Origin of the sequence: Curtobacterium sp. ODYSSEY 48 V2, assembly GCF_023712625.1 — a bacterium.
Lineage (GTDB): Bacteria > Actinomycetota > Actinomycetes > Actinomycetales > Microbacteriaceae > Curtobacterium.
In genome coordinates this window covers 425,803-447,990 of the sequence record NZ_JAMAXX010000001.1, presented here as the reverse complement: position 1 = coordinate 447,990, position 22,188 = coordinate 425,803, and the positions used below count along the sequence as shown (strand labels likewise).

The 22,188-nt window shown below is 73.3% G+C and carries 23 protein-coding genes; 11 read left to right on the top strand and 12 right to left on the bottom strand.

The annotated features are described in order from the left end of the window. Positions 1 to 2: 2 nt before the first annotated feature. From M3666_RS02175 to M3666_RS02165, 3 genes are all read right to left on the bottom strand, one after another. Entirely contained in the window at positions 3 to 671 is a 669-nt protein-coding gene (locus M3666_RS02175; RefSeq protein ID WP_209684693.1) for an HAD hydrolase-like protein, read from the bottom strand. Positions 672 to 837: 166 nt separating this feature from the next. Next, positions 838 to 1,533 (bottom strand): endonuclease NucS, encoded by a 696-nt coding sequence (gene nucS, locus M3666_RS02170; RefSeq protein WP_066651293.1) that lies wholly within the window; start codon positions 1,531 to 1,533, stop codon positions 838 to 840. A gap of 9 nt (positions 1,534 to 1,542) precedes the next feature. Continuing rightward, positions 1,543 to 2,934: an MFS transporter gene (locus M3666_RS02165; protein ID WP_251154359.1), complete on the bottom strand. Its 1,392-nt coding sequence runs from the start codon at positions 2,932 to 2,934 to the stop codon at positions 1,543 to 1,545. A gap of 126 nt (positions 2,935 to 3,060) precedes the next feature. On the opposite strand from M3666_RS02165, the gene M3666_RS02160 reads away from it, so the two are divergent. Further along, positions 3,061 to 4,215 carry a substrate-binding domain-containing protein gene (locus M3666_RS02160; protein ID WP_251154358.1) on the top strand — a complete coding sequence of 385 codons (1,155 nt, stop codon included), beginning with the start codon at positions 3,061 to 3,063 and terminating at the stop codon, positions 4,213 to 4,215. Positions 4,216 to 4,261: 46 nt separating this feature from the next. Here the strand turns inward: M3666_RS02160 and M3666_RS02155 are convergent, their stop codons facing one another. Further along, positions 4,262 to 4,630, bottom strand: a complete 369-nt coding sequence (locus tag M3666_RS02155; protein WP_251154357.1) for a DUF4190 domain-containing protein — start codon at positions 4,628 to 4,630, stop codon at positions 4,262 to 4,264. 150 nt (positions 4,631 to 4,780) lie between these two features. On the opposite strand from M3666_RS02155, the gene M3666_RS16970 reads away from it, so the two are divergent. Beyond that, entirely contained in the window at positions 4,781 to 5,860 is a 1,080-nt protein-coding gene (locus M3666_RS16970; protein WP_251154356.1) for an esterase family protein, read from the top strand. Positions 5,861 to 5,899: 39 nt separating this feature from the next. Here M3666_RS16970 and M3666_RS02145 read toward each other — a convergent pair whose 3' ends face one another. From M3666_RS02145 to M3666_RS02135, 3 genes are read right to left on the bottom strand one after another with little or no spacing between them, the layout of a single operon-like run. Further along, entirely contained in the window at positions 5,900 to 7,048 is a 1,149-nt protein-coding gene (locus M3666_RS02145; protein ID WP_251154355.1) for an ATP-binding protein, read from the bottom strand. Between the two features lie 43 nt (positions 7,049 to 7,091). Further along, positions 7,092 to 8,336 (bottom strand): lipopolysaccharide biosynthesis protein, encoded by a 1,245-nt coding sequence (locus M3666_RS02140; protein WP_251154354.1) that lies wholly within the window; start codon positions 8,334 to 8,336, stop codon positions 7,092 to 7,094. Next, positions 8,333 to 9,667 (bottom strand): MATE family efflux transporter, encoded by a 1,335-nt coding sequence (locus M3666_RS02135; RefSeq protein WP_251154353.1) that lies wholly within the window; start codon positions 9,665 to 9,667, stop codon positions 8,333 to 8,335. The genes M3666_RS02140 and M3666_RS02135 overlap by 4 nt, the downstream gene beginning before the upstream one ends. A 61-nt stretch (positions 9,668 to 9,728) precedes the next feature. Here M3666_RS02135 and M3666_RS02130 point away from each other — a divergent pair, with 61 nt between their 5' ends. Beyond that, positions 9,729 to 10,391 carry a GAP family protein gene (locus M3666_RS02130; RefSeq protein ID WP_251154352.1) on the top strand — a complete coding sequence of 221 codons (663 nt, stop codon included), beginning with the start codon at positions 9,729 to 9,731 and terminating at the stop codon, positions 10,389 to 10,391. 103 nt (positions 10,392 to 10,494) lie between these two features. Here M3666_RS02130 and M3666_RS02125 read toward each other — a convergent pair whose 3' ends face one another. Together M3666_RS02125 and M3666_RS02120 are read right to left on the bottom strand one after the other, a co-directional pair. Then, a complete protein-coding gene (locus tag M3666_RS02125; RefSeq protein ID WP_251154351.1) occupies positions 10,495 to 11,832 on the bottom strand; it encodes a uracil-xanthine permease family protein in 1,338 nt (445 codons plus the stop codon). A 56-nt stretch (positions 11,833 to 11,888) separates the two neighbouring features. Beyond that, a complete protein-coding gene (locus tag M3666_RS02120) occupies positions 11,889 to 12,455 on the bottom strand; it encodes a hypothetical protein (protein WP_251154350.1) in 567 nt (188 codons plus the stop codon). Positions 12,456 to 12,565: 110 nt separating this feature from the next. On the opposite strand from M3666_RS02120, the gene M3666_RS02115 reads away from it, so the two are divergent. Together M3666_RS02115 and M3666_RS02110 are read left to right on the top strand one after the other, a co-directional pair. Then, positions 12,566 to 14,530 carry a M13 family metallopeptidase gene (locus tag M3666_RS02115; RefSeq protein WP_251154349.1) on the top strand — a complete coding sequence of 655 codons (1,965 nt, stop codon included), beginning with the start codon at positions 12,566 to 12,568 and terminating at the stop codon, positions 14,528 to 14,530. Next, the gene (locus M3666_RS02110; protein WP_251154348.1) at positions 14,530 to 15,549 is read left to right on the top strand and encodes a serine hydrolase; all 1,020 of its coding nucleotides are present in this window, start codon (positions 14,530 to 14,532) and stop codon (positions 15,547 to 15,549) included. The genes M3666_RS02115 and M3666_RS02110 overlap by 1 nt, the downstream gene beginning before the upstream one ends. 114 nt (positions 15,550 to 15,663) lie before the next feature. Here the strand turns inward: M3666_RS02110 and M3666_RS02105 are convergent, their stop codons facing one another. Next, positions 15,664 to 16,338 carry a DUF4232 domain-containing protein gene (locus M3666_RS02105; protein WP_251154347.1) on the bottom strand — a complete coding sequence of 225 codons (675 nt, stop codon included), beginning with the start codon at positions 16,336 to 16,338 and terminating at the stop codon, positions 15,664 to 15,666. Positions 16,339 to 16,442: 104 nt separating this feature from the next. On the opposite strand from M3666_RS02105, the gene M3666_RS02100 reads away from it, so the two are divergent. Beyond that, on the top strand, positions 16,443 to 16,721 hold the full coding sequence (locus tag M3666_RS02100) for a hypothetical protein (protein ID WP_209684668.1): 279 nt from the start codon (positions 16,443 to 16,445) through the stop codon (positions 16,719 to 16,721). Positions 16,722 to 16,772: 51 nt separating this feature from the next. Here the strand turns inward: M3666_RS02100 and M3666_RS02095 are convergent, their stop codons facing one another. Both M3666_RS02095 and M3666_RS02090 read right to left on the bottom strand, forming a co-directional pair. Beyond that, entirely contained in the window at positions 16,773 to 17,177 is a 405-nt protein-coding gene (locus M3666_RS02095) for an NUDIX domain-containing protein (RefSeq protein WP_251154346.1), read from the bottom strand. A 23-nt stretch (positions 17,178 to 17,200) separates the two neighbouring features. Further along, positions 17,201 to 18,523 carry a glutamyl-tRNA reductase gene (locus M3666_RS02090; RefSeq protein ID WP_066657578.1) on the bottom strand — a complete coding sequence of 441 codons (1,323 nt, stop codon included), beginning with the start codon at positions 18,521 to 18,523 and terminating at the stop codon, positions 17,201 to 17,203. Positions 18,524 to 18,645: 122 nt separating this feature from the next. Between M3666_RS02090 and hemE the strand changes: the two genes are divergently transcribed. From hemE to M3666_RS02065, 5 genes are all read left to right on the top strand, one after another. Next, positions 18,646 to 19,776, top strand: coding sequence for a uroporphyrinogen decarboxylase (gene hemE, locus M3666_RS02085; RefSeq protein WP_251154345.1), 1,131 nt, complete (start codon positions 18,646 to 18,648; stop codon positions 19,774 to 19,776). Beyond that, positions 19,773 to 21,101: an FAD-dependent oxidoreductase gene (locus M3666_RS02080; protein WP_209684664.1), complete on the top strand. Its 1,329-nt coding sequence runs from the start codon at positions 19,773 to 19,775 to the stop codon at positions 21,099 to 21,101. The genes hemE and M3666_RS02080 overlap by 4 nt, the downstream gene beginning before the upstream one ends. A 98-nt stretch (positions 21,102 to 21,199) precedes the next feature. After that, a complete protein-coding gene (locus M3666_RS02075; protein WP_066651317.1) occupies positions 21,200 to 21,454 on the top strand; it encodes a hypothetical protein in 255 nt (84 codons plus the stop codon). Continuing rightward, positions 21,451 to 21,885 carry a phage holin family protein gene (locus M3666_RS02070; protein WP_066651323.1) on the top strand — a complete coding sequence of 145 codons (435 nt, stop codon included), beginning with the start codon at positions 21,451 to 21,453 and terminating at the stop codon, positions 21,883 to 21,885. The genes M3666_RS02075 and M3666_RS02070 overlap by 4 nt, the downstream gene beginning before the upstream one ends. A 34-nt stretch (positions 21,886 to 21,919) precedes the next feature. Continuing rightward, complete coding sequence (locus tag M3666_RS02065; protein ID WP_066651325.1) at positions 21,920 to 22,150, top strand: DUF3618 domain-containing protein; 231 nt, start codon at positions 21,920 to 21,922, stop codon at positions 22,148 to 22,150. Positions 22,151 to 22,188 lie beyond the last annotated feature (38 nt).

Sequence of the window (22,188 nt, the reverse complement as noted above, 5' to 3'; positions counted from 1 at the left end):
GCTCACGCCGCCGCGTCCGGCAGCAGGATCGGCAGCAGGTCGAGCGGGGTGGCGGCCCGGGCGACGGTGCCCTCGGCCTCGGCGGGGGAGCCGTAGCCCCACTCGGCGAAGACGACCGGCACGCCGTGCACGTGGGCGCCCTCGACGTCGTGCAGCCGGTCGCCGACGAGCACCGGGCGGCTGACGTCGTGGCCGGCCGCCTCGAGTCGTCGCAGGGCCTCGGCGACGACGTCGGCCTTGGCGCTCCGGACCTCGTCGTCGCTCGCGCCGGTGACGAAGTCGAAGTACCCGGTCAGGCCGTAGTGGTCGAGGATCACCGTGGCCGGTGTCTCGGGCTTGCTCGTCGCGGTGGACAGCGGCAGTCCGGCCTCGTGCAGGGTGCGGAGCACGACGTCCATGCCCCTGAACATCGCCGAGTCGAGAGCCCCGTGCGACAGGTAGTGCTCGCGGTACACGGCGAGTGTCCGCTCCGCACCGACGTCGTCCATGCCCATCGCCGTCCGGAAGGTGTCCATGATCGGCGGGCCGACGAACGACATCAGCGTCGCGTGGTCCGGCACGGGCACGCCGACCGTGCGGAAGGTGTGCGTCATGCTCTCGAGGATCCCCGGGGCGGAGTCGCTGATGGTCCCGTCGAGGTCGAACAGGATGGCGGAGTAGGGGCGCGTCATGTCCTGACCAGCCTAGTCGCGGCGGTGGGGCCGGCCACGGGGCGGGCCGGTGGGCGCGCAGGGCGGTGGGGCGAGCCTCCCGGCTCGGTGCCGGTCCTGCGACATCGCACGCGTCGATCGACGGGTGCGGTGTCGCAGAACGCGTGCCGAGCGCGCCACGCGACCGTCAGAACAGGCGGGTGTGCCCGCCCTCGATGCCGCGCATCGCGTCGTAGTCGAGCACGAGGACGCGGATGCCGCGGTCCTCGGCGAGCGTGCGTGCCTGCGGTGCGACCGTCTGCGCGGCCAGGACGCCCTGCACCGGCCGCAGGTGCGGGTCGCGGTTCATGAGCTCGAGGTACCGCGTGAGCTGCTCGACGGCGTCGATGTTGGCGTTGCGCTTCATCTCGACCGCGACGCTCGCCCCCGCGTCGTCGCGCGCCAGGATGTCGACCGGACCGATCGCCGTCATGTACTCACGTCGGACGAGCGTGTGCCCGTCGCCGAGGAGCTCGATCTGCTCGGCGAGGAGCTGCTGCAGGTGCGCCTCGACGCCGTCCTTCACCAGACCGGGGTCGACGCCGAGGTCGTGGCTCTCGTCCGCGACGACCTCGTACAGGCTGACGATGAGCTTGTCCTGCGTCTTCTTCTGCGTGACGGTCCAGACCTGGGTGATGCCGGCGCTCGCCTGCTCCTCGTCCGGCTCGGTCATCTCGATCGAGCACGGCGGGCTCATCCAGTTCAGCGGCTTGTAGCTACCGCCGTCCGAGTGGACGAGCAGGGAGCCGTCCGCCTTGAGCATGAGCAGACGGGTCGCGAGCGGCAGGTGGGCCGACAGGCGTCCGGCGTAGTCGACGGAGCAGCGGGCGATGACGAGACGCACCCGGCGATCCTAACGGTCGGCGCGCGTCCCACCGGACGCGGCGGGGTCCGCCACCGTGTCGTCCGTCCCGTGGTGCGGGCGGTCGGTCTGGAGGCGCGGCTCGCCCCCGCCGGGCTGCGCCGCGTCCGGCTGCTGGTCGCGTGCCGCCCCGTGGCCACCGTCGTCGCGTCCGCGCCGCTTCCGCAGCGTCTCGGCCGCCGCGCCGGTCTCGCGCGCCGCTCCCGATGCCAGGCCGGCGGCGATGATGAACACGAACACCACGAGCAGCGCGCCGAGCAGGCCGATGTGCTCGCCGAGGAAGCCGATCAGCGGCGGACCGGCGAGGAACGCCACGTAGCCGATCGTCGCCACGGCGCTGACCTTGAGCGCTGCCGAGCGGGGGTCGTCGGCGGCGGCGGACATGCCCATCGGGAAGCCGAGGCTCGCACCGAGGCCCCAGAGGACGACACCGACGATCGCGATCGGGATCACGTCCACGAAGATGAGCAGCCCGAGGCCGACCACGGCGACGGCGGCGCTCACGCGGAGCACGGGCACCCGGCCGAACCGGTCGATGAGCGGGCTGCCCGCGATGCGTCCGGCGGTCATCGCGGCGAGGAACACCGTGAGCACGGCGGAGCCGGCGGCGTTGTCGAGCCCGTGCCCGTCGATCATGGCGAGGGGCAGCCAGTCGTTGGCGGAGCCCTCGGCCAGCGCCATGCCGAGCACGATCACACCGATGAGGAGCGTCGACGGCTGTGCCCAGACCTGCCAGCGCGTGAGCTGCACCGGGGTCGGGCTGGTCGCGGTGGACTCGTGCTCCTCGTACCGGTGCTCGTCCCCGAAGCGCGACGCCGCCGCGAGCATGACCAGGCAGACCACGACGCCGAGCACCGCGAAGTGCAGCACGACGGGGACGTCGAGCGCCTCGGTCAGGGCGCCCAGCCCGGCACCGGCGAGCGTGCCGACGCTGAACGCGGCGTGGAAGAGCGGCATGATCGTGCGACCACCGGCCTTCTCGGCGGCGGCGCCGGAGACGTTCATCGACACGTCGACCAGGCCGTTGCCGAAGCCGAACGCGATGAGACCGATCCAGATCGCGGCGAAGCCCCAGCCGGCGGTGACGGCGACGCCCGCGAAGACGAGGCCGACCGCCAGGCAGACCGAGGCCACCTGCACGCCCCGACGGGCGCCGACCTTTGCGACGATGTGGCCGGCGAAGGTCAGGCCGCCGATCGAGCCGACCGCCATGCCGAGCACGAGCAGGCCCATCTCGAAGGTGGTGGCACCGAGGGAGTCGCGCACGCTGGGGATGCGGCCGAGCCAGGTGGCGATGGCCAGACCGGACAGCGTGAAGGCCACGAAGACCGCGATGATCCAGGTGCGGGTCGTCGGGGCGGTTCGGGTGGACGTCGTCGTCATGCGGAGCTTCCGGTCTCGTGCTGGTCGTGTCGTGGGCCGCCGGCGAGGCCGTCCCTGGTCGGGTTCCTGCCTGCGGCTGTCCGGTCGAATCGATTCGACCGGTTCGTGTGACTACGCTAACGGGCGATGGACCACCCGGCAACAGCACCCGGCGCGTCCGGGGCGACGAACCCCCGCGACCACGCCGACGGTCCCGTGCGCCGAGGGCCGAGGCCGACCCTCGCCGCGGTCGCACGGGCAGCGGGGGTCGCACCGTCGACCGCCTCCCTCGCCTTCAGCGGTGCCGGCCCGGTGTCCGAGGACGCGAGGGCCCGGGTGCTCGCCGCCGCTGCCGACCTCGGCTACGGGGGCCCGGACCCGCGGGCGCGCTCGCTCCGCCGGGGGCGGTCCGGGGTGATCGGCGTCGTGATGGACGAGCGGCTGAGCGATGCGTTCCGCGACCCGGTCAACGTCCTGACGCTCGACGGCATCGCCGAGGTCGCGGGCGAGGCGGGCGCCTCCCTGCTCCTCGTGCGCAGCCCCCTCGACGACGAGCACGGCGCCGGGCCGATCGTCGACGCCCCGATGGACGCCGTCGTCCTGGTCGGGTGCAACGTGCGGATCGACCCTGCGGTCGCCGTGCTCCGCCGACGACAGATCCCCGTCGTCGCGATCGAGGCCGACGACATCGAGGGCGCGGTCCCCGTCCAGCTCGACAACCGCGAGGCCTCCGGTCGTGCCGCCGACTACCTGCGCGAACTCGGCCACACCGCGGTCACCGTCGTCACCCTCCCGCTCGACGCCGAGCGCCGCCGCGGCCCCGTCGACGCAGCGCGCGAGGCGGAGGGGGTCGCCCACACCACCCTGGAGCGTCTCCGTGGTGTGCGCGGCGTCTACCCCGACGCCGTCGCGGTCGAGGCCGCCGCCAGCTCCGTCGAGGAGGGCCGGATCGCCGGACAGTCACTGTTCACCGGCGACGGACCGGTCCCGAGCGCGGTGATCGCGCAGAGCGACCTGCTCGCCGTCGGGGTCGTCTCGGCAGCGCTCGACGCGGGACTCCGGGTGCCCGAGGACGTCAGCGTCGTCGGCTTCGACGGCATCACGGTCGACGACAGCCTGCTCCACCGCTCGCCGATCCGGCAGCTCACGACGCTGGTGCAGCCGTTCGAGCAGAAGGGTCGGGCCGCCGCACGCGCCGCGCTCGCGATGCTCGAGGGCGACGAGCCGCAGCCGGCGGCCTTCCGGTCGGAGCTGCGCGTCGGCGACACGACGGGGCCGGTGCGCCGGGCGGTCGGCGACTGAGCGCCCGGGTCCGCGACCCGCGCGCCTCCTGCCGGAGAGACGGGGGCTAGGCGCCCGAGGTGCCGCTGGTGGCGATGCCCGCTGCGCCGATGCCGATCACGAAGATGACGAGCAGCGCCCACCCCACGACGAAGAGCCCGTTCAGGATCAGACCGGTGACCGCCATCCCGCGACCGGCGGGTTCCTTCCGGAGGCCGACGATGCCGAGGACGAACCCGACCAGCGGCACGAGGAAGGTGAACCCCAGGACGATCGACACCAGGCCGAGCACCATGCTCGCGATGCTCAGACCACGCGGCGGAGCGGGCTGGTAGCCGACCGTCACGTGCGTCGGCTGCCCGTACTGCGGCGCCGGCGCGTACTGCGGCTGGTGCTGGCCCTGGTTCCCCTGGCCCGGGTACTGGTCGTCACTCATCGGTTCCCCCTCGTCGAGTCCGCTGTCGCGTGCCCCAACGGTAGCGGATGGCAGAGCGCGGCCCCGGCTGGGTGTCGGTTGGGGGTTTCCTCAGCGCCGCAGGCCCCTGCCACCGACTGCTCACGAGGAGCGCTCCCTACGCTCCGTCACGTGCAGCCGATCGATCGTTCCCGGGACCTGGTGTGGCTCGTCGTGGTCCTGGTGGTCGCGTTCGTCTCGGTCGCGCTCACCGTCGTCGTCGTGCGATCGGTGGGGTCGTCCGACCAGGCGCCTGCTGCTCCGGCACCGAGCGCGACGCTGATCGCGCCGCAGCGCACCCGCAGTGTGCCGACGAGTTCCCGCGGCATCCCCGCCACGGAGCGCCCGACGTCGCACGAACCGTCGAGCGTCGACCTCGCGACGACGTGGACCCCGCCCGCCGACCTCCCGCAGCAGGGGCGCCTGCTGCACGTCGCCATCCCGGGCACCCGGTCGCACTTCGTCGCGCGGGACGCCCTGCTCTGGCTCCCACCGGCGGCACTGGTCGCCGATCCGCCGCCACTCCCCGTCACCGTCCTCATGTCGGGGCAGTCACGGGGCGCCGGCCCCGACGACGTCGAGACCGGCGGGCACATCGCACACACCATGGATGCGATCGCCGGCCTGCACCGCGGCCTCGCGCCGATCGTCGTCGTGCCCGATCAGCTCGGCCCACGATCGGGCAACCCGATGTGCGTCGACGGGCCGCTCGGCAACAGCCGGACGTACCTCGAGCAGGACGTCCCCGCGTGGATCACGAGTCACCTGCGCGTGCAGACCGGTGCCACGGCGTGGACCGTCGGCGGGTTCTCGCAGGGCGGTACCTGCGCGATCCAGCTCGGGGCGGGCGATCCACAGCGCTTCGGCAACGTGATCGACGTCTCCGGTGAGCTCGGCCCGACCGAGCCGACCCGCGCCGAGACCCTGCACGGGTTCGGCGGCAGCGTCGCGGCCTGGCGTGCGGCGCAACCGATCGCGGTGATGGCCCAGCACGGCCCCTACACGGGTACGTCCGCGTTCTTCACCGCTGCGCAGCTGGACCGGCACTACGGTCCGGCGATGCCCGTGGTCGCCGCGCACGCTGCTGCGGCGGGCATGCACGTCACGCGGTGGGTCGTGCCGGGAGGCGGGCACGACTGGGCGATGGCACGCGCGGCCATCGCTGCCGGGATGGCGTGGCTGGAGCCGCACGTGGGACTCGCGGCGTCCTGACGGCTCGCTCGCCACTCGAGGGCTCCGGCCGCCGGTCCCTCAGGAGTACTCGGAACGGATGAAGGCGGCGAACCCGGGGATCGTGAACTGGAGCATCCCCCGGTCGGCTGGTTGCACGAGTCCCTTGTCGATGAGCCGCGCCCGCGGCGTGGAGAGCTGGTTCGTCCCGGTCCCCAGCGCCTCCGCGATCGACGCCCGCGAAGTCGGACCGTCGCCGAGCCGTGCCATCGCCGTCAGCAGACGCCGTTCCGAGGTCGAGCACGCCGACCACCTCGCCCGGAAGAGCGCCTCCAGGTCGGCCTGCATGGAACGGTGTCCGGTCTCGACCGAACCGACGTCGATCACCGCTCCCGGATCGGGCCGCCCTGCAGCCGCCCACGCGGAGTCGGCGATGAGCTGGACGGAGTACGGGTAGCCCTGCGCGATCGACAACGCGCGGTCGACGGCTTCCGGCGTCCACTGCACTCCGAGGAGGCGAGCCGGTCCGACCAGTGCGATCTCCTCGGCATCACGATGCAGGGGGCCGAGCGGTCGGTACGCGAGGCGTTCGCTGAAGGTGACGATCTCGGCGATGGTCTCCGGCGCGTTCGGCAGTCCAGCGGCGAAGACCGCGGCGGGGACGTCCGTACCCTCCGCCTGGAGGTGTTGCCAGGCGTAGACCAGCGTGCGGAGGCCTGCCGCGTCCGCTGACTGGATCTCGTCGACGAAGATGACGAGCGGCCGCTCCGTCGTGGCGGCGCGGATGACGTCCTCGAGGCCGCGGGCGCCCGCACGAGCGCGCTCGTCGTCCGGAGCCGTCGAGCGGAAGGTCCCCGTCGCGGTGGCGACGCCCGGCACCCCGAGCGAGAGCCGGAGTGACTCGACCTTCTCGCGGAGAGCCCTGCCGTGCGGGGCGCCGGCAGCTCCGACGGTCCGCCGCAACTCGTCGAGGATCTGCTCGACGAGCCCTTGCGGTTCACCTGCCGTCACCCACACGGTGGCCGCGCCGCGCGCAGAAGCCCGGCGTTGGTACTCGCGGAGCAGTGACGTCTTCCCGAAGCCTCGCGCGGCGTGGTCCACCCGGATCCGACCCACCAGACGGTGGAGGTCGACCAGGACTGACAGGCGCTCGTCCAGATCGGCGAGTTGGAGGGCGCGCCCGGGAACGGCGCGGGCGATCTCACCCGGTGTGTAGGGGCTCGGCTGCATGGGCCTCCGATGATCTGTTATGAAAGACGTCTTTCATAACAATCTATCGCGCTCCTCCCGCCCGCGGCCCGCGCAGCCCGAGCACGACCACGGCGACGAGGTTCACCGCGCTCCCGACCAGGAACCCCGTGCTGCCCCCGGCCACGCCCCACGTCGGAGCGAGCACCGCCATGAGCACCACCCCGACGACGAACCCGGCGACCGACGCCAGCGCCACCTGCCGCGACCGCCCGGACGCGAGCAGCAGCGCCGCGGGCACGAGCCCGACCGTGAACACCCACACGCCGACCATCAGGTACCGCAGGTCCGACACGGCCTCGGCCCCCTCGGCGGGGTAGACGAGCGGCAGGAACCACCCGGCGAGCCACGCCACGAGCCCGAACACCACGGCGGTCCCGCCGGTGAAGCCGCCGACGAGCAGGAGCACCCCGCGTGAGCGCAGCGACCCGCCGTCCGAGCGGTGGGCGAACGCCGGCACGAGGACCTGGCCCAGCGCCTGGCCGACCATCGACGCCGGGGTCGCCAGGGTGAACGCCGCCGCGTAGACACCGGCCTCGTGCGCCGAGACGGAGACCTGCGCCGAGATCATCGTCAGCTGCAGCAGCCCGTTCGAGGTCACGACCGCGAGCACGTTCCAGGCCGCGAAGGCGAGCACCCCTGCGGTCGGTTCCGGTGCGCCGGGAGCACGGTTCCCTCGCGGCCAGCAGGCGACGGCGAACACGGTGTACCCGACCGCCAGCGGCAGCAGTACGAGGGGCTCGAGCCGGGTGACGCACGCTGCGACGAGCAATCCGAGGGCGAGCAGGCTCGTGACCATGTCCCACAGTGCGACGCGTGGCGCCCGGTCGTACCCGAGTTGCGCTCCGCGGGCGTAGCAGTACAGGCCGTACCCGACGACGACCCCGACCCCGCCGACGACCATGCCCGGGCTCGTTCCCCAGGCGAGCGCGACCGGCACGGTCACGGCGGCGAGCACGGCGCTCGACACCGCCATCGAGGCCCCGAGCAGCCGGTTCACCGCGGCGTCCGAGCGACGTCCGCGCAGTGCGATCGCCAGCACCCTCGACGCGGTGTTCCCCGCGGCGTTCGGCCAGAGCAGCGCGGTGAAGACCGACAGGGAGAGCAGGGCGGTGGTCTGCCCGAGGGTCTCGGTGCCGAACACCCGGCCGACGACGACGGTGACGAGCAGCTTCGCGAGCCCCTGCACGCCGATGCCGACGGTGGCGAGCAGCGCCGACGACGCGACGCCCCCGTGCCCGTCCGCGCGCCCGCCCGTGTGCCCGCTCACCGCGCCAGCGCCTGTTCGACCCAGCCCCGACGGTGCGCCCGCACCCCGAGGGTCACCGCCCGGACGCCGATGTAGCCGAGCGCGAAGGCCGCCCAGAGCCCGGCGAGCGTCCCGCCGACCCACCAGAGCAGCGGCAGGTACACGACCAGGTTCACGAGCCCGGCGACGGCGAGGTAGCGCGCGTCCCCGGCACCGATGAGCACGCCGTCGAGCACGAACACGTAGCCGGCGACGGGCATCCCGACGGCGATGAGGACGAGCACGAGCGGCAGGGCCGAGCGCACCGCGGCGGAGTCGGAGAAGACCGGTCCGAGCAGTCCGCTCACCGCGAGGGTCAGCACCCCGAGCAGTGCCCCGCCGACGATGCCGAGCAGCACGAGCCGGCGCGTGACCAGCCGCACCCGATCGGGGTCGCGCGCGCCGAGCCCGTGACCGACGAGGGCCTGCCCGGCGATCGCCAGGGCATCGAGTGCGAAGGCCAGGGTCGAGAACACCGTGAGACCGACCTGGGTCGTCGCCAGGCCGGTCGTGCCCAGGCCCGAGGCGGTCGCCACGGTCGCGAGCATCGCCACGCGCAACGACGCCGTGCGCAGGAACAGCCACGCCCCGGACCGGAGCGCCCGCACGACGCCGGACGCGCCCGGTCGCAGCGGTGCACCCGATGCCCGGGCCGCACGCACGGCGATCACGACGTACACGGCGGCCATCGCCCACTGCACGATCACGGTGCCGGCGGCGGACCCCTCGACGCCCCAGCCGGCGCCGTAGATGAGCACGGCGTTGAGCAGCCCGTTCGCCACGAAGCCGATCGTCGCCACGACGAGGGGTGTCCGCGTGTCCTGCAGGCCCCGCAACAGTCCGGTCGAGGCCGTCACGACCAGGATCCCGGGGAGCCCGATCAGCGACACCGTCAGGTACGCGGTCGCCGCGGTCGAGACCGCCGCCGCGGCGCCGAACAGCTCGACGAGCGGTCCGGCGAGCGGCCAGCCGACGAGTGCGAGCACGACACCGAGCCCGAGCGCGAGCCACATCCCGTCGATGCCGGCGTGCACCGCTCCGCGACGGTCGCCGCCGCCCAGCGCCCGGGCCACCGCGGGGGTCGTCGAGTACGCCAGGAAGACGAGCAGTCCGGTCACCGTCTGCAGCACGACGCTCGCCAGGCCCACGGCAGCCAGCGCCGTCGCCCCGAGGTGTCCGACGAGCGCCGTGTCGGTCAGCAGGAAGAGCGGCTCGACGACGAGCGCGCCGAGGGCCGGCAGCGCGAGCCGGACGATGTCCCGGTCGACCGACCGACGTTCGGTCGTCGCGGCTGGCGAGGTCGGTCGTGGCACCGGACCATCCTGCCGGAGTCGGAGCAGCACCGGTCCGTCCCGCCGTCGGTACGCTGCGCGCGTGGACCTCCTCGCGCTCGCGCCCGGCGCCGTCGGCATCGCCCTGAGCCCGCTGCCCGTCGCGTCCGTGGTCGTCCTGCTCGGGCACCGTCGCGGCTCCGCCCCCGCCGTCGCCTGCACCGCCGGGTGGACCGTGGCCGTCGCCGCGGCGCTCGTCCTGGCGGTCGCGGTGGGGGAGCGGCTCCCCGTGCAGACGGCCGGTGGCTCGTCCGTCCAGGCGATCGTCGCCGTGGTCGCCGGGGTGGTGCTCGCCGCGCTCGCGGTCTGGCAGTGGACGGTCCGCCGGCTGCCGGACGGCTCCCCGTCGAGCACCCGCTGGGCGGACGTGGTCGAGCGGGTCGGTCCGGTGCACGGCTTCGGGCTCGGGATGCTGCTGTTCTGCAACCCGAAGGCGGTCGTGCTCGCCCTGACCGCGGGGCTCGCGTTCGGGGACGCCGAGCCCGACCCCGGCGAGGCACTGCTCGCCGGCGCGGCCTTCGTCGTGGTCGCCGCGTCGACGACGGTGCTGCCCGTGGTCCTCGTGCTCGCGGCCGGTCGTCGCGCTCGCCGTCCCCTCGCTGCGATGCGCGCGGGCATCGCCCGGTGGGGCTCTGTCGGACTGGTCGCGGTGCTCGCCGTCCTGGCGGTGGTCCAGTTCACCGTCGGCGTGGTCGGTCTCCGCTGACGCTGGCCGACAGGGCGGGTGCGCGCACGACCGGACCGCGGACGGAACGGACGGGAGGCCCGTGGCGGGGTCGCCACGGGCCTCCCGTCCGGTGGTCCCGGCGTCAGTCCGCGCGCGGCTCTGCCGGGATCGCCCCGGTGGCGGCGCGCGCCTCGTCCGACGCGCGGGGCGTCGCCGGGTCCGTGCCGCGGGCCCGTCCGACCAGGTCCATCAGGTGGTGGACGACGATCGCGGCGACCGTGCCGACGATGATGCCGCCGAAGGTCGCGCCGCCGAACGAGAACGTGAAGTCGGCGATGCCCATGATCAGCGCGATGCCGGCGGTCAGCTGGTTCTTCGGCTTGGCGAAGTCGACGCGGTTCTCGACCCAGATGCGGATGCCGATGACGCCGATCAGTCCGTACAGGGCGGTGGTCGCACCGCCGAGCACCCCGGCCGGCACCGAGGAGATGACCATGCCGACCTTCGGCGACAGCCCCAGCAGGATCGCGACGATCGCGGCGACCCAGTACGCGGCCGTCGAGAAGACGCGGGTCGCGGCCATCACGCCGATGTTCTCGCCGTAGGTCGTGGTGGCGGAACCGCCGCCGGCACCGGCGAGCACGGTCGAGACGCCGTCGGCGAAGAGCGCGCGACCCGTCAGCGGGGTGAGGTCACGGCCGGTCAGCTGTCCGACGCCCTTGACGTGACCGACGTTCTCGGCGACCAGGGCGAGCACGACCGGCACGAAGCCGAGGTAGATCGCGAGCTGGCCCGGGTCGAAGGCCGGGGCGGTGAAGGTCGGCAGGCCGATCCACGGGGCCGCGCTGACCGTCGACAGGTCGACCTGGCCGGAGAGCAGGGCGGCGACGTAGCCGACGAGGACGCCGATGACGATGGACAGGCGACCGAGCAGTCCCTTGAACAGCACCGTGACCAGGATGATCGCCGCGAGGGTGACCAGCGCGACGACCGGGGCCTTCGCGAAGTTGTCGCGGGCGGCCGGCGCGAGGTTGAAGCCGATCAGGGCGACGATCGCTCCCGACACCACCGGGGGCATGAGGCGGTCGATCCACCCGGCCCCGGCGAGGTGCACGATCGCGCCGACCAGGGCGAGCAGCACGCCGACCACGATGATCCCGGACAGCGCGAGCGGGATGCCGCCGATCTTCGTCGCGGCGCCGATCGGGGCGAGGAAGGCGAACGACGAGCCGAGGTAGCTCGGCAGCCGGTTGCCGGTGATCAGCAGGAAGAGGATCGTGCCGACGCCGCTGAAGAGCAGGGTCGTCGAGGGCGGGAAGCCCGTGATGAGCGGCACGAGGAAGGTGGCACCGAACATCGCGACGACGTGCTGGACGCCGAGCCCGATGGTGCGACCCCAGGAGAGGCGCTCGTCCGGCGCCACGATGGTCGAGGAGGAGACGGTCGCGCCGTCACCGTGCAGCTTCCAGCCGAGTCCCATGGCAGCACCGTAGCGGCTGCGGGGCTCACGGTGCGGGCTCGCGGGTCCCGCTGGTGCTAGTGCCCGCCGGTGTCCCCGCCCCGCGACCCCTCGCGACGCCGGACGACGAGGGTCCCGATGCCCTGCACCACGAAGAACACGGCGGAGGCGGCGAGGAGGACCGCCACGGCGACCGCGCCGGCGGACAGCCCCCTCGCGACGAGCTGCACGACCGCGACCGTGAGGAAGACGCCACCCATCACGATGACGACGACGGGGTTCTGCGCGACGAGGAAGCGTCGTCCGCCGTTCGCGTCGGCGACCGCCCGGGAGCGGGCCTGCGCCACCGCGTCGGGAGAACGGCCGTCGCGACGATCAGCGGCTCGGCGACGTGCACGCACACCGAACCAGACGACGGCACCGATCACGACCGCAGCTCCGTACGCGATCGGGCTCGGAGCCTGGAGCAACCCCGACACGAACAGCACCACGATGCCCGTGACGATGCCGGCGACCGACGCGGTCGTCCAGGTGTCGGTGCGGCCGTCGACCCCGGTGACGTAGCCCGGGCGCTTCGCGTACGGGTCGTGCGGCTGCTGCTCGTCGTCGCGCGACGGTGCGTTCGGTGTCGGTCGGGATCCCACCGAGCAGAACGTACGCGTGGGTCCTGGGGCTCGCAGGAGCCGGCACGCGCGTCCTGACGTGACACTGCTGGCTCCGTCCCGACGCGGACCCGGTGGCTATCGTGGAGCGCATGACCGACGTCGCACGCACCTCAGGGATCCACACCGACGAGCTCGACCCGGCCGTCCGCCCGCAGGACGACCTCTACCGGCACGTGAACGGGACGTGGATCGCGCAGACGCCGATCCCCGACGACAAGGCGCGGTACGGCTCGTTCACCGTGCTCGCCGAGGACGCCGAGGTCGCCGTGCGCGAGATCGTCGAGCGCTCCCAGCAGGCCGCACCCGGCACCGAGGAGCGCAAGGTCGGTGACCTGTACACGTCCTTCACCGACGAGGAGCGGCTCGAGGCCCTCGGCACCGGACCGATCGACCCGCTGCTCGGCGAGATCGACGCCGTCGAGACCACCGACGACGTCATCGCGATGGTCGGACGCTTCGAGCGCCTGGGCCTGCCCGGCTTCGTCCAGCTCTTCGTCGACAACGACCCGGGTGACCCGGAGTCGTACGTCGTCTTCCTCGAGCAGTCCGGCCTGGGCCTGCCCGACGAGTCGTACTACCGCGAGGAGCGCTTCGCCGACATCCGGTCGAAGTACCGCGAGTTCGTCGCGTCGATGTTCCCGCTCGCGGGCTTCGCCGACGCCGGACGGAGCACCGAGGCCGTCATCGCGCTGGAGACGGCGCTCGCCGCGGCGCACTGGGACAACGTGACGACCCGCGACAGCCAGAAGACCTACAACAAGATGACCTGGGACGAGGTCGCCGCGCTCGCGAACGGCACCGACCTGCACCTGTGGTGGCAGGCGATCGGTGCCCCTGCCGGCGCCTTCGAGACCGTGGTCGTGCGCGAGCCGTCGTTCATCACCGGCCTGGCCGAGCTCCTGCGCTCCCAGCCGCTGGACGCGTGGAAGGACTGGCTGCGCTGGCAGGTCATCCGCGGCTCCGCGGCGTACCTGACGAGCGCGATGTCCGCCACGAACTTCTCGTTCTACGGCACGGCGCTCACCGGTGCGCCGAAGCAGCGCGAGCGCTGGAAGCGCGGCGTCTCGCTGGTCGAGGGCGCGATGGGCGAGGCCGTGGGTCGCATCTACGTGCAGGAGCACTTCGACGAGACGTCCAAGGCCGAGATGGACGACCTCGTCGCCAACCTGGTCGAGGCGTACCGGCAGAGCATCACCGCGCTCGACTGGATGACCGACGAGACCCGCGCTCGTGCCCTCGACAAGCTCGACAAGTTCACGCCGAAGATCGGCTACCCGGTGACGTGGCGCGACTACTCGGCCCTGTCGGTCAGCCCCGACGACCTGATCGGCAACGTCCGGGCCGTCGCGAGCTTCGCGGTCGACCGCGAGCTGGGCAAGATCGGGAAGCCGATCGACCGCGACGAGTGGTTCATGACCCCGCAGACGATCAACGCGTACTACAACCCGGGGTTCAACGAGATCGTCTTCCCGGCGGCGATCCTGCAGTTCCCGTTCTTCGAGGCGTCGCGCGACGCCGCCGCGAACTACGGCGCGATCGGTGCCGTCATCGGGCACGAGATCGGACACGGCTTCGACGACCAGGGCTCGCAGTACGACGGGGACGGCCGACTGCAGAACTGGTGGACCGAGGCCGACCGCACGGCGTTCGAGGAGCGCACGAAGGCCCTCATCGCTCAGTACGACGCGCTCGTACCGACCGAGGTGCCGGACGGCCACGTCAACGGCGCGCTGACCATCGGCGAGAACATCGGTGACCTCGGCGGGCTGTCGATCGCGTGGAAGGCGTACCTGCTGTCCCTCGACGGCCAGGAGCCCCCGGTCGTGGACGGACTGTCCGGCGCCGAGCGCTTCTTCCTCAGCTGGGCACAGGCCTGGCGGATGGCGATCCGTCCGGAGGAGGCAGCGCGTCTGCTGAGCATCGACCCGCACTCGCCGAACGAGTTCCGCTGCAACCAGATCGTGCGGAACATCGACGGCTTCTACGAGGCCTTCGGCGTCACCGAGTCGGACACGATGTACCTCGACCCGGCCGAGCGCGTCGCGATCTGGTGATGACCGAGCCGGACGCGGCTCCGTCGTCCGAGCCGAGCGCTGACCACAGCGGGACACCCAGCGCTGCGCCGGGCGAGACGCCGGGCGCCGACACCGGTGCCTCCCGCCGTCCCCGCCGCCGACACCAGGTCGGCGGCGGGAACGGCGCTCGTGCGCGCGGACGCCACCGTGGCGGGGCCGACGAGCGGTTCGGCGCGACGGTCGACGCCCTCGGTTCGATCGCCCGTGACGGTGCCGCCGTCAGCGCGTCGATCATCGACACGTCGACCGGCAAGGCCCTGCTCGCCGTCGACGACACCCTGGTGCAGCCGGTCGCGAGCCTCGGTCGCGTGCTCCTGCTCATCGAGGTCGCGGCGCAGCTCGAGGACGGCCGGCTGCACGGCGACCGGCTCCAGCGGATGGCACGGGACACCGCCACCGGCGCCGGGCTGTGGCAGTTCCTGCAGGAACCGACGATGCAGGTGCCGGACCTGGCGACCCTGGTCGGGGCGACGGCGGACGCGTGGGCGATGAACGCACTGCTGTCGACCGTCGGCATCGACGCGGTGCGGCAACGGGCCGAGGCGCTCGGCATCGACCGCGCGGCACTCATCGACCGCGTGCGGGACCGGCGCGGTCCCGACGACGCCCCCGACGCCTCCGTGGCGCCGGCAGGCGAGCTCGCCTGGCTGATGCGCGGCCTGGCCCTCGGCGAGGTCGTCGACGAGGCGGTGTCGAACCGGGTGCTCGGCTGGCTGAGCCTGGCGAGCGACACCACGCTCGTGGCGGGCTCGTTCGGCCTCGACCCCCTGGCGCACCGTGCGCTGGACCACGGGCTGCAGGCCGTCGTCGTGACCGGCTCGTCGACCGGCGTCCGCGCCGAGGCCGGCATCCTCCGGGGACCCGGCTCGTCGGTGAGCTACGCGGTCACGGTGACCTTCGACGACGCGACACTGCAGCGGCGGCTCGCGGTCGTCGAGGCCCTGCGCACGATGGGCACCGAGGTGCTCGAGGCCGTGCACACCCCCGCCCGCCGCTGACCAGCACGGACGAGCACGGACGGGCGGGCGCAGACGGGCGCCGGCGGGCGCGACGGGCGCCGGCGGGCGCGACGGGCGCCGGCGGGCGCGACGGGCGCCGGCGGGCGCGACGGCTCAGTCGGCCGCCTGCCCCTCCGGCACCAGGCCCTGCACGCTGAGCAGCCCCGCGTCGGTCGACCGGCACGCCGTGATGCCGGAGTCCCGCACGAACAGTGACTCGGTCGACCCGGGCGGGTACACGCGGAACCCGTCCGCGGACACCGGGTCGCACGTCGCCGTCGGGTAGTTCTCCGCCTGGGTGATCCTCAGCGGTGCGACGGCCACCGCGCCGGGCGCCAGCGTCACGGTCGGGTGCGCCGATGCCTCGTCACGGGTGGCCGGGGCGCCGATCTGCTCACCCGAGCCGCCGCCGACGAAGGAGACCCCGGGCCACCCCTGCAGCGTGCAGGTCGTGGAGCCGGTGTTGCGGAGCGCGAGGTGCACGTACGTGCTGCCGGCGGCCCCACCGCTGCCGGACTCGACGCTGCCCGACAGCGATCCGGTGGTGCACCGGCCACCGTCGCCGCCGGACCCGCCACCCGCCGAGCCGCCCGACGACGACGACGCCGCCGACGACGAGGACGGAGCCGACGTCGCGGTGGAGGGTGACGAGCCCCCGGCCGACGCGGTCACGGTCTCGGTGGCCGTCGGCGCCGTGTCCGTACCGCCCGACGAACAGCCGGTGAGCGCGAGGGCGAGTACCACCCCGGTGCTCGCGAGGACGATGGGTGTGCGGGTGCTGCGGTGCATGCCTCGACGCAACACCGGCCCCCACCCACGGGACTCGGTGAGCGTCCAGTCGTCACGGGCACACTCGCGTCACAGCCAGGAACACGAGCGACGGAGGTCGGAACATGGCAGGCAAGCACGAGCAGGCACGCGGCGAGGACGGTCGGGCGGACGGCGTCGACACCCGCGCCGGCGCCTTCACCGACAGCGAGATCCCGGGCGAGCAGCACGTCGAGTCGCACGAGCCCGCGGGAGAGTTCGTCTCCAGCGACATCCCCGGCGAGACGCGGCCCCAGGGCGCGGGCGGCGCGGACGAGGGTGAGTACGTCGAGTCGGACATCCCCGGCGAGGCCGAGCCCACGCCGGACGGCGAGGCCGGGCACTACGTCGACAAGGACGAGTGAGGCGCCGAGGGGCACCGGTCGGAGCTGACCGGATCCTCAGGCGTCAGGACCTCAGTCGACCAGATCGGCGGCGACCAGCCGGCGGAGCGTCTCGACGCCCGCCGGCGGGCACCGGTCCGCGTCCGACGAGGTGACCCACTCCACCTCGTCCACCTCTGCGGAGGCGACGGGCGAGGCGCCATCGGCGGTGCCTCCCGGCCGGACCCGGAACAGGGCCATGGCGACCATCGTCCCTTCGCCCTGGCCGTGCGCGGCCTCGGTCACCGTGCCGAACGGCTCGAGGTCCGCCTCGGTCAGGTGCAGCCCGGTCTCCTCGCGCGCCTCGCGGATCGCGGCTTCGACGTCGGTCTCGTGCGGCTCCGCCTTGCCGCCGGGCAGGTAGAGCACGTCGCGTCCGCGGGCGCGCACCATCAGGACCTGCCGGTCACGGACCAGCAGCAGCGCGCTGACGCGCAACGTGCGGGGGACTGCCGGGAGGCTCAGCTCGCGTCCGCCTCGCCGGTGCGGTCCGTCGAGACGGGGCACTCGGGCGCGGTGCGCTCCGCGAGCGGCACGATCGGCGACGGCAGCTCCGCCTCGGGCTCCGGGTGCACGCCGAACAGGGCGTCGAGCGCCCCGACGAACTCCTCGCCGCGACCGGCGCGACCGAGCTCGCGCGCGCGCACCGAGGGGCGGTGCAGCAGGACCCCGACCAGGTGCCGGAGGGCCCGTTCGGTCTGCTCGACGGACTCCGGGTCGCCGTCGCGACGCTTCGCGCGGTCGATCTCGTCGTCGAGGATGTCGAAGACGTGCTTGCGGAAGGCCACGAGCGCCGGCGTGGTCGACTGCTCGAGCGCCTGCGCACGGAAGCGCGACACGGCGTCGTCGACCATCTGACGCGCCTCGGACTCGGCGTTCAGCTCGGCGATCGGCGCGTGGATGCTGATCGTCTCGAGGTCGAGCAGCTCGACGCCCTCGACGTGGGCCGCGTCGGGGTCGACGTTGCGGGGCAGCCCGAGGTCGATGACGATGCGGCGCTGGCCGTCGGCGAGGTCGGCCGGTTCGACGACCGGGACCTCGCTCGAGGTGCAGGTGATGACGACGTCGCTCGTGCCGATCGCCTGGCGCAGGTCGGTCGCGGCGACCAGGTCGTGCTTCGCGGCGAACCAGGGCGCGCGGCCGGACGGCGAGAAGACCTGGATGTTCGCGGCACCGCGGTCGCGCAGCGCGGCGATGGTGGTGGCCGCGTAGCTGCCGGTGCCGACGAGCAGCACGCGGGTCCGGGCCCAGTCGGTGATCCGCGACGAGGCGAGCTCGAGCCCGAGACGGACGAGCGACCGGCCGGCGGCACCGATGCGGGTGCGGGTCTTGACGCCGCGGGAGGTGTGCGCTGCCTCCTGGAACAGGCGCTCGAGGTCGGACGTCGTGGTGCCGTTGGCGCGGGCGTCCTCGAGTGCCCGGCGGACCTGGCCGGAGATCTCGGTCTCGCCGACGACGACGGACTCGAGTCCGCTGGACACGGCGAACAGGTGCTGCACGACGTCCCCGCCGCCGAGCACGCTGACGGAGTCGAGGACCTCGGCGGGAACGAGGTCGCTGGCGGTGGCGACGGCGTCGACGGTGGCCGACACGGCGGAGTCACGATCGTCGCCCGCGATGTCGAGGTAGGCCTCGAAGCGGTTGCAGGTGGCGAGGACGACGGCTCCGTCGAGCACGTCGGAGTCCGTCACCAGACGGCTCGCGGCGGTCGGTGCGCCGATGCTCAGTCGCTCCAGGAGGTCGAAGCTGGCGTTGCGGTGCGACGCCGTGAGACAGATGAGCACGTCTTCCATCGTAACTCGCGCTCGGGCCACCGGCTGTTCGCCCTCCGCGTGCACAGCAGACTGTGCGGTGGCGCCCGTGTCCGGGGCGGGTCGTGCCCGGCCGCGGATGGGACAATCGGTGGGTGACCTCCGCCGCACCCGCCGCCCTGCCCAACAGCCACCCGCTCGTGACCGGCAGGACCTCGGGGTCGCCGCTCGTCCGGGCGCTCCGTGGGGACCGTCCGGAGACGCTGCCCGTGTGGTTCATGCGGCAGGCCGGCCGGTCGCTGCCGGAGTACCGGGAGCTGCGGGTCGGCACCGCGATGCTCGACGCCTGCCTCGACCCGGCGCTGGCGTCCGAGATCACCCTGCAGCCGGTCCGTCGGCACGGGGTCGATGCCGGCATCTTCTTCAGCGACATCGTCGTGCCGATCAAGCTCGCGGGCGTGGACGTCGAGATCGTCCCCGGTCGTGGCCCGGTGCTCGGGTCCCCGATCCGCACGGCGGCCGACGTGGACGCGCTCGCCCCGCTCGACCCGGGTGCCCTGGCGCCGATCACCGAGGCCGTGCAGCGCACCGTCGCCGAGCTCGGGGACACCCCGCTCATCGGCTTCGCGGGCGCACCGTTCACGCTCGCCGCCTACCTGGTCGAGGGCGGCCCCTCGAAGGACCACATCCGCGCGCGCACGCTCATGCACAGCGACCCGGAGACCTGGGCACGGCTGCTCGACTGGGCCGCCGGCGTCTCGGGCGCCTTCCTCCGTGCGCAGGTGACGGCCGGTGCCTCGGCCGCGCAGCTCTTCGACTCGTGGGTCGGCTCGCTCTCCCGCCGGGACTACGTCGCCTCGGTGGCCCCGCACTCGGCGACGGCGCTGTCGCACGTGGCGGACCTCGGTGTCCCGCGCATCCACTTCGGCGTCGGCAGCGGCGAGGTCCTGCACGAGATGACGACGCTCGGCGACCCGTCGGACGCCGTCGCGGTCGACGCCGTGGGTGTCGACTGGCGTGTCCCGCTCGACGACGCCGTCCGTCGCGTCGGCACCGGCGTCACCGTGCAGGGCAACATCGACCCCGCGATGCTCGCCGCCCCGTGGGAGGTGCTCGAGGCCCACGTGCGCGACGTCGTCCGCCGTGGCGGCACTGCCCGTGCGCACGTGGTCAACCTGGGCCACGGTGTCCCGCCGGAGACCGACCCGACCGTGCTCACCCGCGTGGTCGAACTGGTCCACGGGCTGGGCGACGGCCGGGGCGACGGGACCGGAGCCGCGGCGTGACCGACGTCGTCGTGGTCGGCGGTGGGGTCGCCGGCCTGGTCGCCGCCCGTGACCTGGCCGAGGGCGGCGCGCACGTCGTGCTCGTCGAGGCCGGGGAGCGCCTGGGCGGGATGATCCGCCGGCACACCGTCGCCGGGCTCGACCTCGACATGGGCGCGGAGTCCTTCGCGACCCGCACCGACGCCGTCGAGCGGCTCGCGATCGAGCTCGGCCTCGGGAACGACGTCGTGTCGCCCGACCCCCGCGGTGCGTGGCTGATGACGCGCGACGGCCGGACGGCCCCGATCCCGCAGACCGGCTTCCTCGGGATCCCGGGCAGCCCGATGGCCGCCGACGTCCTCGCGGTGGTCGGCCAGGGCGGTGGCCTCCGCGCACAGATGGACTCGCTGCTGCCGTCACCCGTCGGTGCCCGGGCACAGTCGCTCGGTGCCCTCGTGCGGAAGCGCATGGGGGAGCGCGTGCTCGACGACCTGGTCGTCCCGGTCGCGGGCGGCGTGTACTCCACGCACCCCGACCAGCTCGACCCCGACCGCGTGGCCCCGGGGCTCCGTGCGGCCCTGCAGCGTGAGGGCTCCCTCGCCCGCGCCGTGCTCGCCCTGCGCTCCCGGTCCGCCGCGGGCTCGGCGGTGCAGGGCATCCGCGGCGGCATCGCCCGGCTCGTGGACGAGCTCGTGGCCGACCTCGAGACCCACCGCGTCGACGTCCGGACGGGCACCCGCGCCACCGCGGTCGAGCGCTTCGCCGTCGAGACCGTGGCAGCGGACGGCACCCGCGAGCGCCTGCCCGCACAGCACGTCCTCGCGTCGACGGCCGACCCGGGCCGGACCGCGGCGGCCGACCGCACCGGCATCGAGCTCGTCACCCTGGTCGTCGACCAGCCCGAGCTCGACGCCGGGCCGCGCGGGACCGGGATGCTCGTGCACCCGGAGGCCGCCGGGGTCGGGGCGAAGGCCCTGACGCACGCGACGGTGAAGTGGCCCTGGCTGGCCGAGGCGGCCGCGGGCCGCCACGTCCTGCGGCTCAGCTACGCGACCGCACCCCACGATCCGGTGACCGGTGACGACGGGGTGGGGACGAGCCTCCCGGTCGACCCGGAGGACACCGTCGGCGCCCGCGCCGTCCGGGACGCGACCGCGCTCCTGGGCGTCCCCGTGACCGCGGACCGTGTGCAGGGCGCCGCCCGCGTCCGCTGGTACGGGCCGGACCTGACCGCAGCCGGCTTGGCCGAGGGGGTCGTCGGCATCGGCGAGACCTCCTCCGGCCGCGGCCTGGCGGGCATCGTCGCCGCGGCCCGGGCGTCCGCTGCACGCATCCTGGGATCCTGAGCGGACCGAGGAGCACCCGAGGGCTACTGTGGACCAACGCCGGACGTATTCCGTTCGGCGCATGACCACCGCACACCCTCAACAACGGAGGATCGCACATGCGAGGCAAGCTCCTGTTCGTCGCCGGCGCCGCACTCGGGTACGTCCTGGGATCGCGAGCCGGACGGGCGCGGTACGAGCAGATCAAGACCGTCAGCGGCAAGATCTGGAACAACGGCAACGTCCAGAAGGGCGTGCACCAGGCCGAGGAGTTCATCCAGGACAAGGGCCCGGACGTCGCCGAGTTCGTCGGTGAGCAGACCAAGAAGGTCGTCCGCAAGGTCAGCCAGAAGAAGGACTCGACCACCTCATGACCGACACCCGCGACCGCAAGTCGCGATCGTTGTTCGGTCTGGTCGGGGACATCCCGAAGCTGGTCAAGAACCTCGTCAAGGGCGAGATCGACCTGCTGAAGGCCGAGATGATCGCCAAGGCGAAGGTGTTCGGCCTCGCCGCCGGGCTCCTCATCGGCGCGCTCGTCATCGTGCTGTACGCGATCGGCGTGCTGCTGACCGCTGCCGTGATGGGCCTCGCGACCGTGATGCCGGCGTGGCTCGCAGCCCTGCTGCTCGCCGTCGTCATGCTCATCGTGGCCGGCATCCTCGGCTTCGTCGGCTGGAAGCGCTTCAAGAAGGGCCTGCCCCTCACCCCGAAGCGCACGATCGACAGCGTCAAGGACGACATCAACGCCGTGAAGGGCATGGGCAACAAGCCCGGCCAGCACGACCGGATCACCCGCTCCTGAGCGGGACGACCGACACCCCCACCGGAGGACCCCTGTGACCGATCAGCACGACGACCTGGCGAACCGCGTCGCGGCGACCCGCACGCAGCTGTTCGAGACCCTCGACGCCATCGAGGACAAGCTCAACGTCCCGAAGCAGCTCGGCATTGCGGCGTCCAGGGTCAAGCAGGGGATCGACGAGAAGCCGGTGCCGTACCTGGCCGGCCTCGCAGCCGGTGTGGCGGTGGTCGGGAGTATCGTCGTAGCGGTGCTCCGACGGCGGTAGACCGCCTCTGATCGGTGGTCTCCCGGACGCGGCGCGCA

Excerpts from the sequence above, each read along its gene's own strand:
- M3666_RS02145 (WP_251154355.1), bottom strand. The coding sequence starts at position 7,048 with ATGCAGCCGAGCCCCTACACACCGGGTGAGATCGCCCGCGCCGTTCCC.
- M3666_RS02115 (WP_251154349.1), top strand. The coding sequence starts at position 12,566 with ATGACCGACGTCGCACGCACCTCAGGGATCCACACCGACGAGCTCGAC.
- M3666_RS02075 (WP_066651317.1), top strand. The coding sequence starts at position 21,200 with ATGCGAGGCAAGCTCCTGTTCGTCGCCGGCGCCGCACTCGGGTACGTC.
- M3666_RS02100 (WP_209684668.1), top strand. The coding sequence starts at position 16,443 with ATGGCAGGCAAGCACGAGCAGGCACGCGGCGAGGACGGTCGGGCGGAC.
- M3666_RS02165 (WP_251154359.1), bottom strand. The coding sequence starts at position 2,934 with ATGACGACGACGTCCACCCGAACCGCCCCGACGACCCGCACCTGGATC.
- M3666_RS02160 (WP_251154358.1), top strand. The coding sequence starts at position 3,061 with ATGGACCACCCGGCAACAGCACCCGGCGCGTCCGGGGCGACGAACCCC.
- M3666_RS02110 (WP_251154348.1), top strand. The coding sequence starts at position 14,530 with ATGACCGAGCCGGACGCGGCTCCGTCGTCCGAGCCGAGCGCTGACCAC.
- M3666_RS02070 (WP_066651323.1), top strand. The coding sequence starts at position 21,451 with ATGACCGACACCCGCGACCGCAAGTCGCGATCGTTGTTCGGTCTGGTC.
- M3666_RS02175 (WP_209684693.1), bottom strand. The coding sequence starts at position 671 with ATGACGCGCCCCTACTCCGCCATCCTGTTCGACCTCGACGGGACCATC.
- M3666_RS02105 (WP_251154347.1), bottom strand. The coding sequence starts at position 16,338 with ATGCACCGCAGCACCCGCACACCCATCGTCCTCGCGAGCACCGGGGTG.
- M3666_RS02155 (WP_251154357.1), bottom strand. The coding sequence starts at position 4,630 with ATGAGTGACGACCAGTACCCGGGCCAGGGGAACCAGGGCCAGCACCAG.
- M3666_RS02125 (WP_251154351.1), bottom strand. The coding sequence starts at position 11,832 with ATGGGACTCGGCTGGAAGCTGCACGGTGACGGCGCGACCGTCTCCTCC.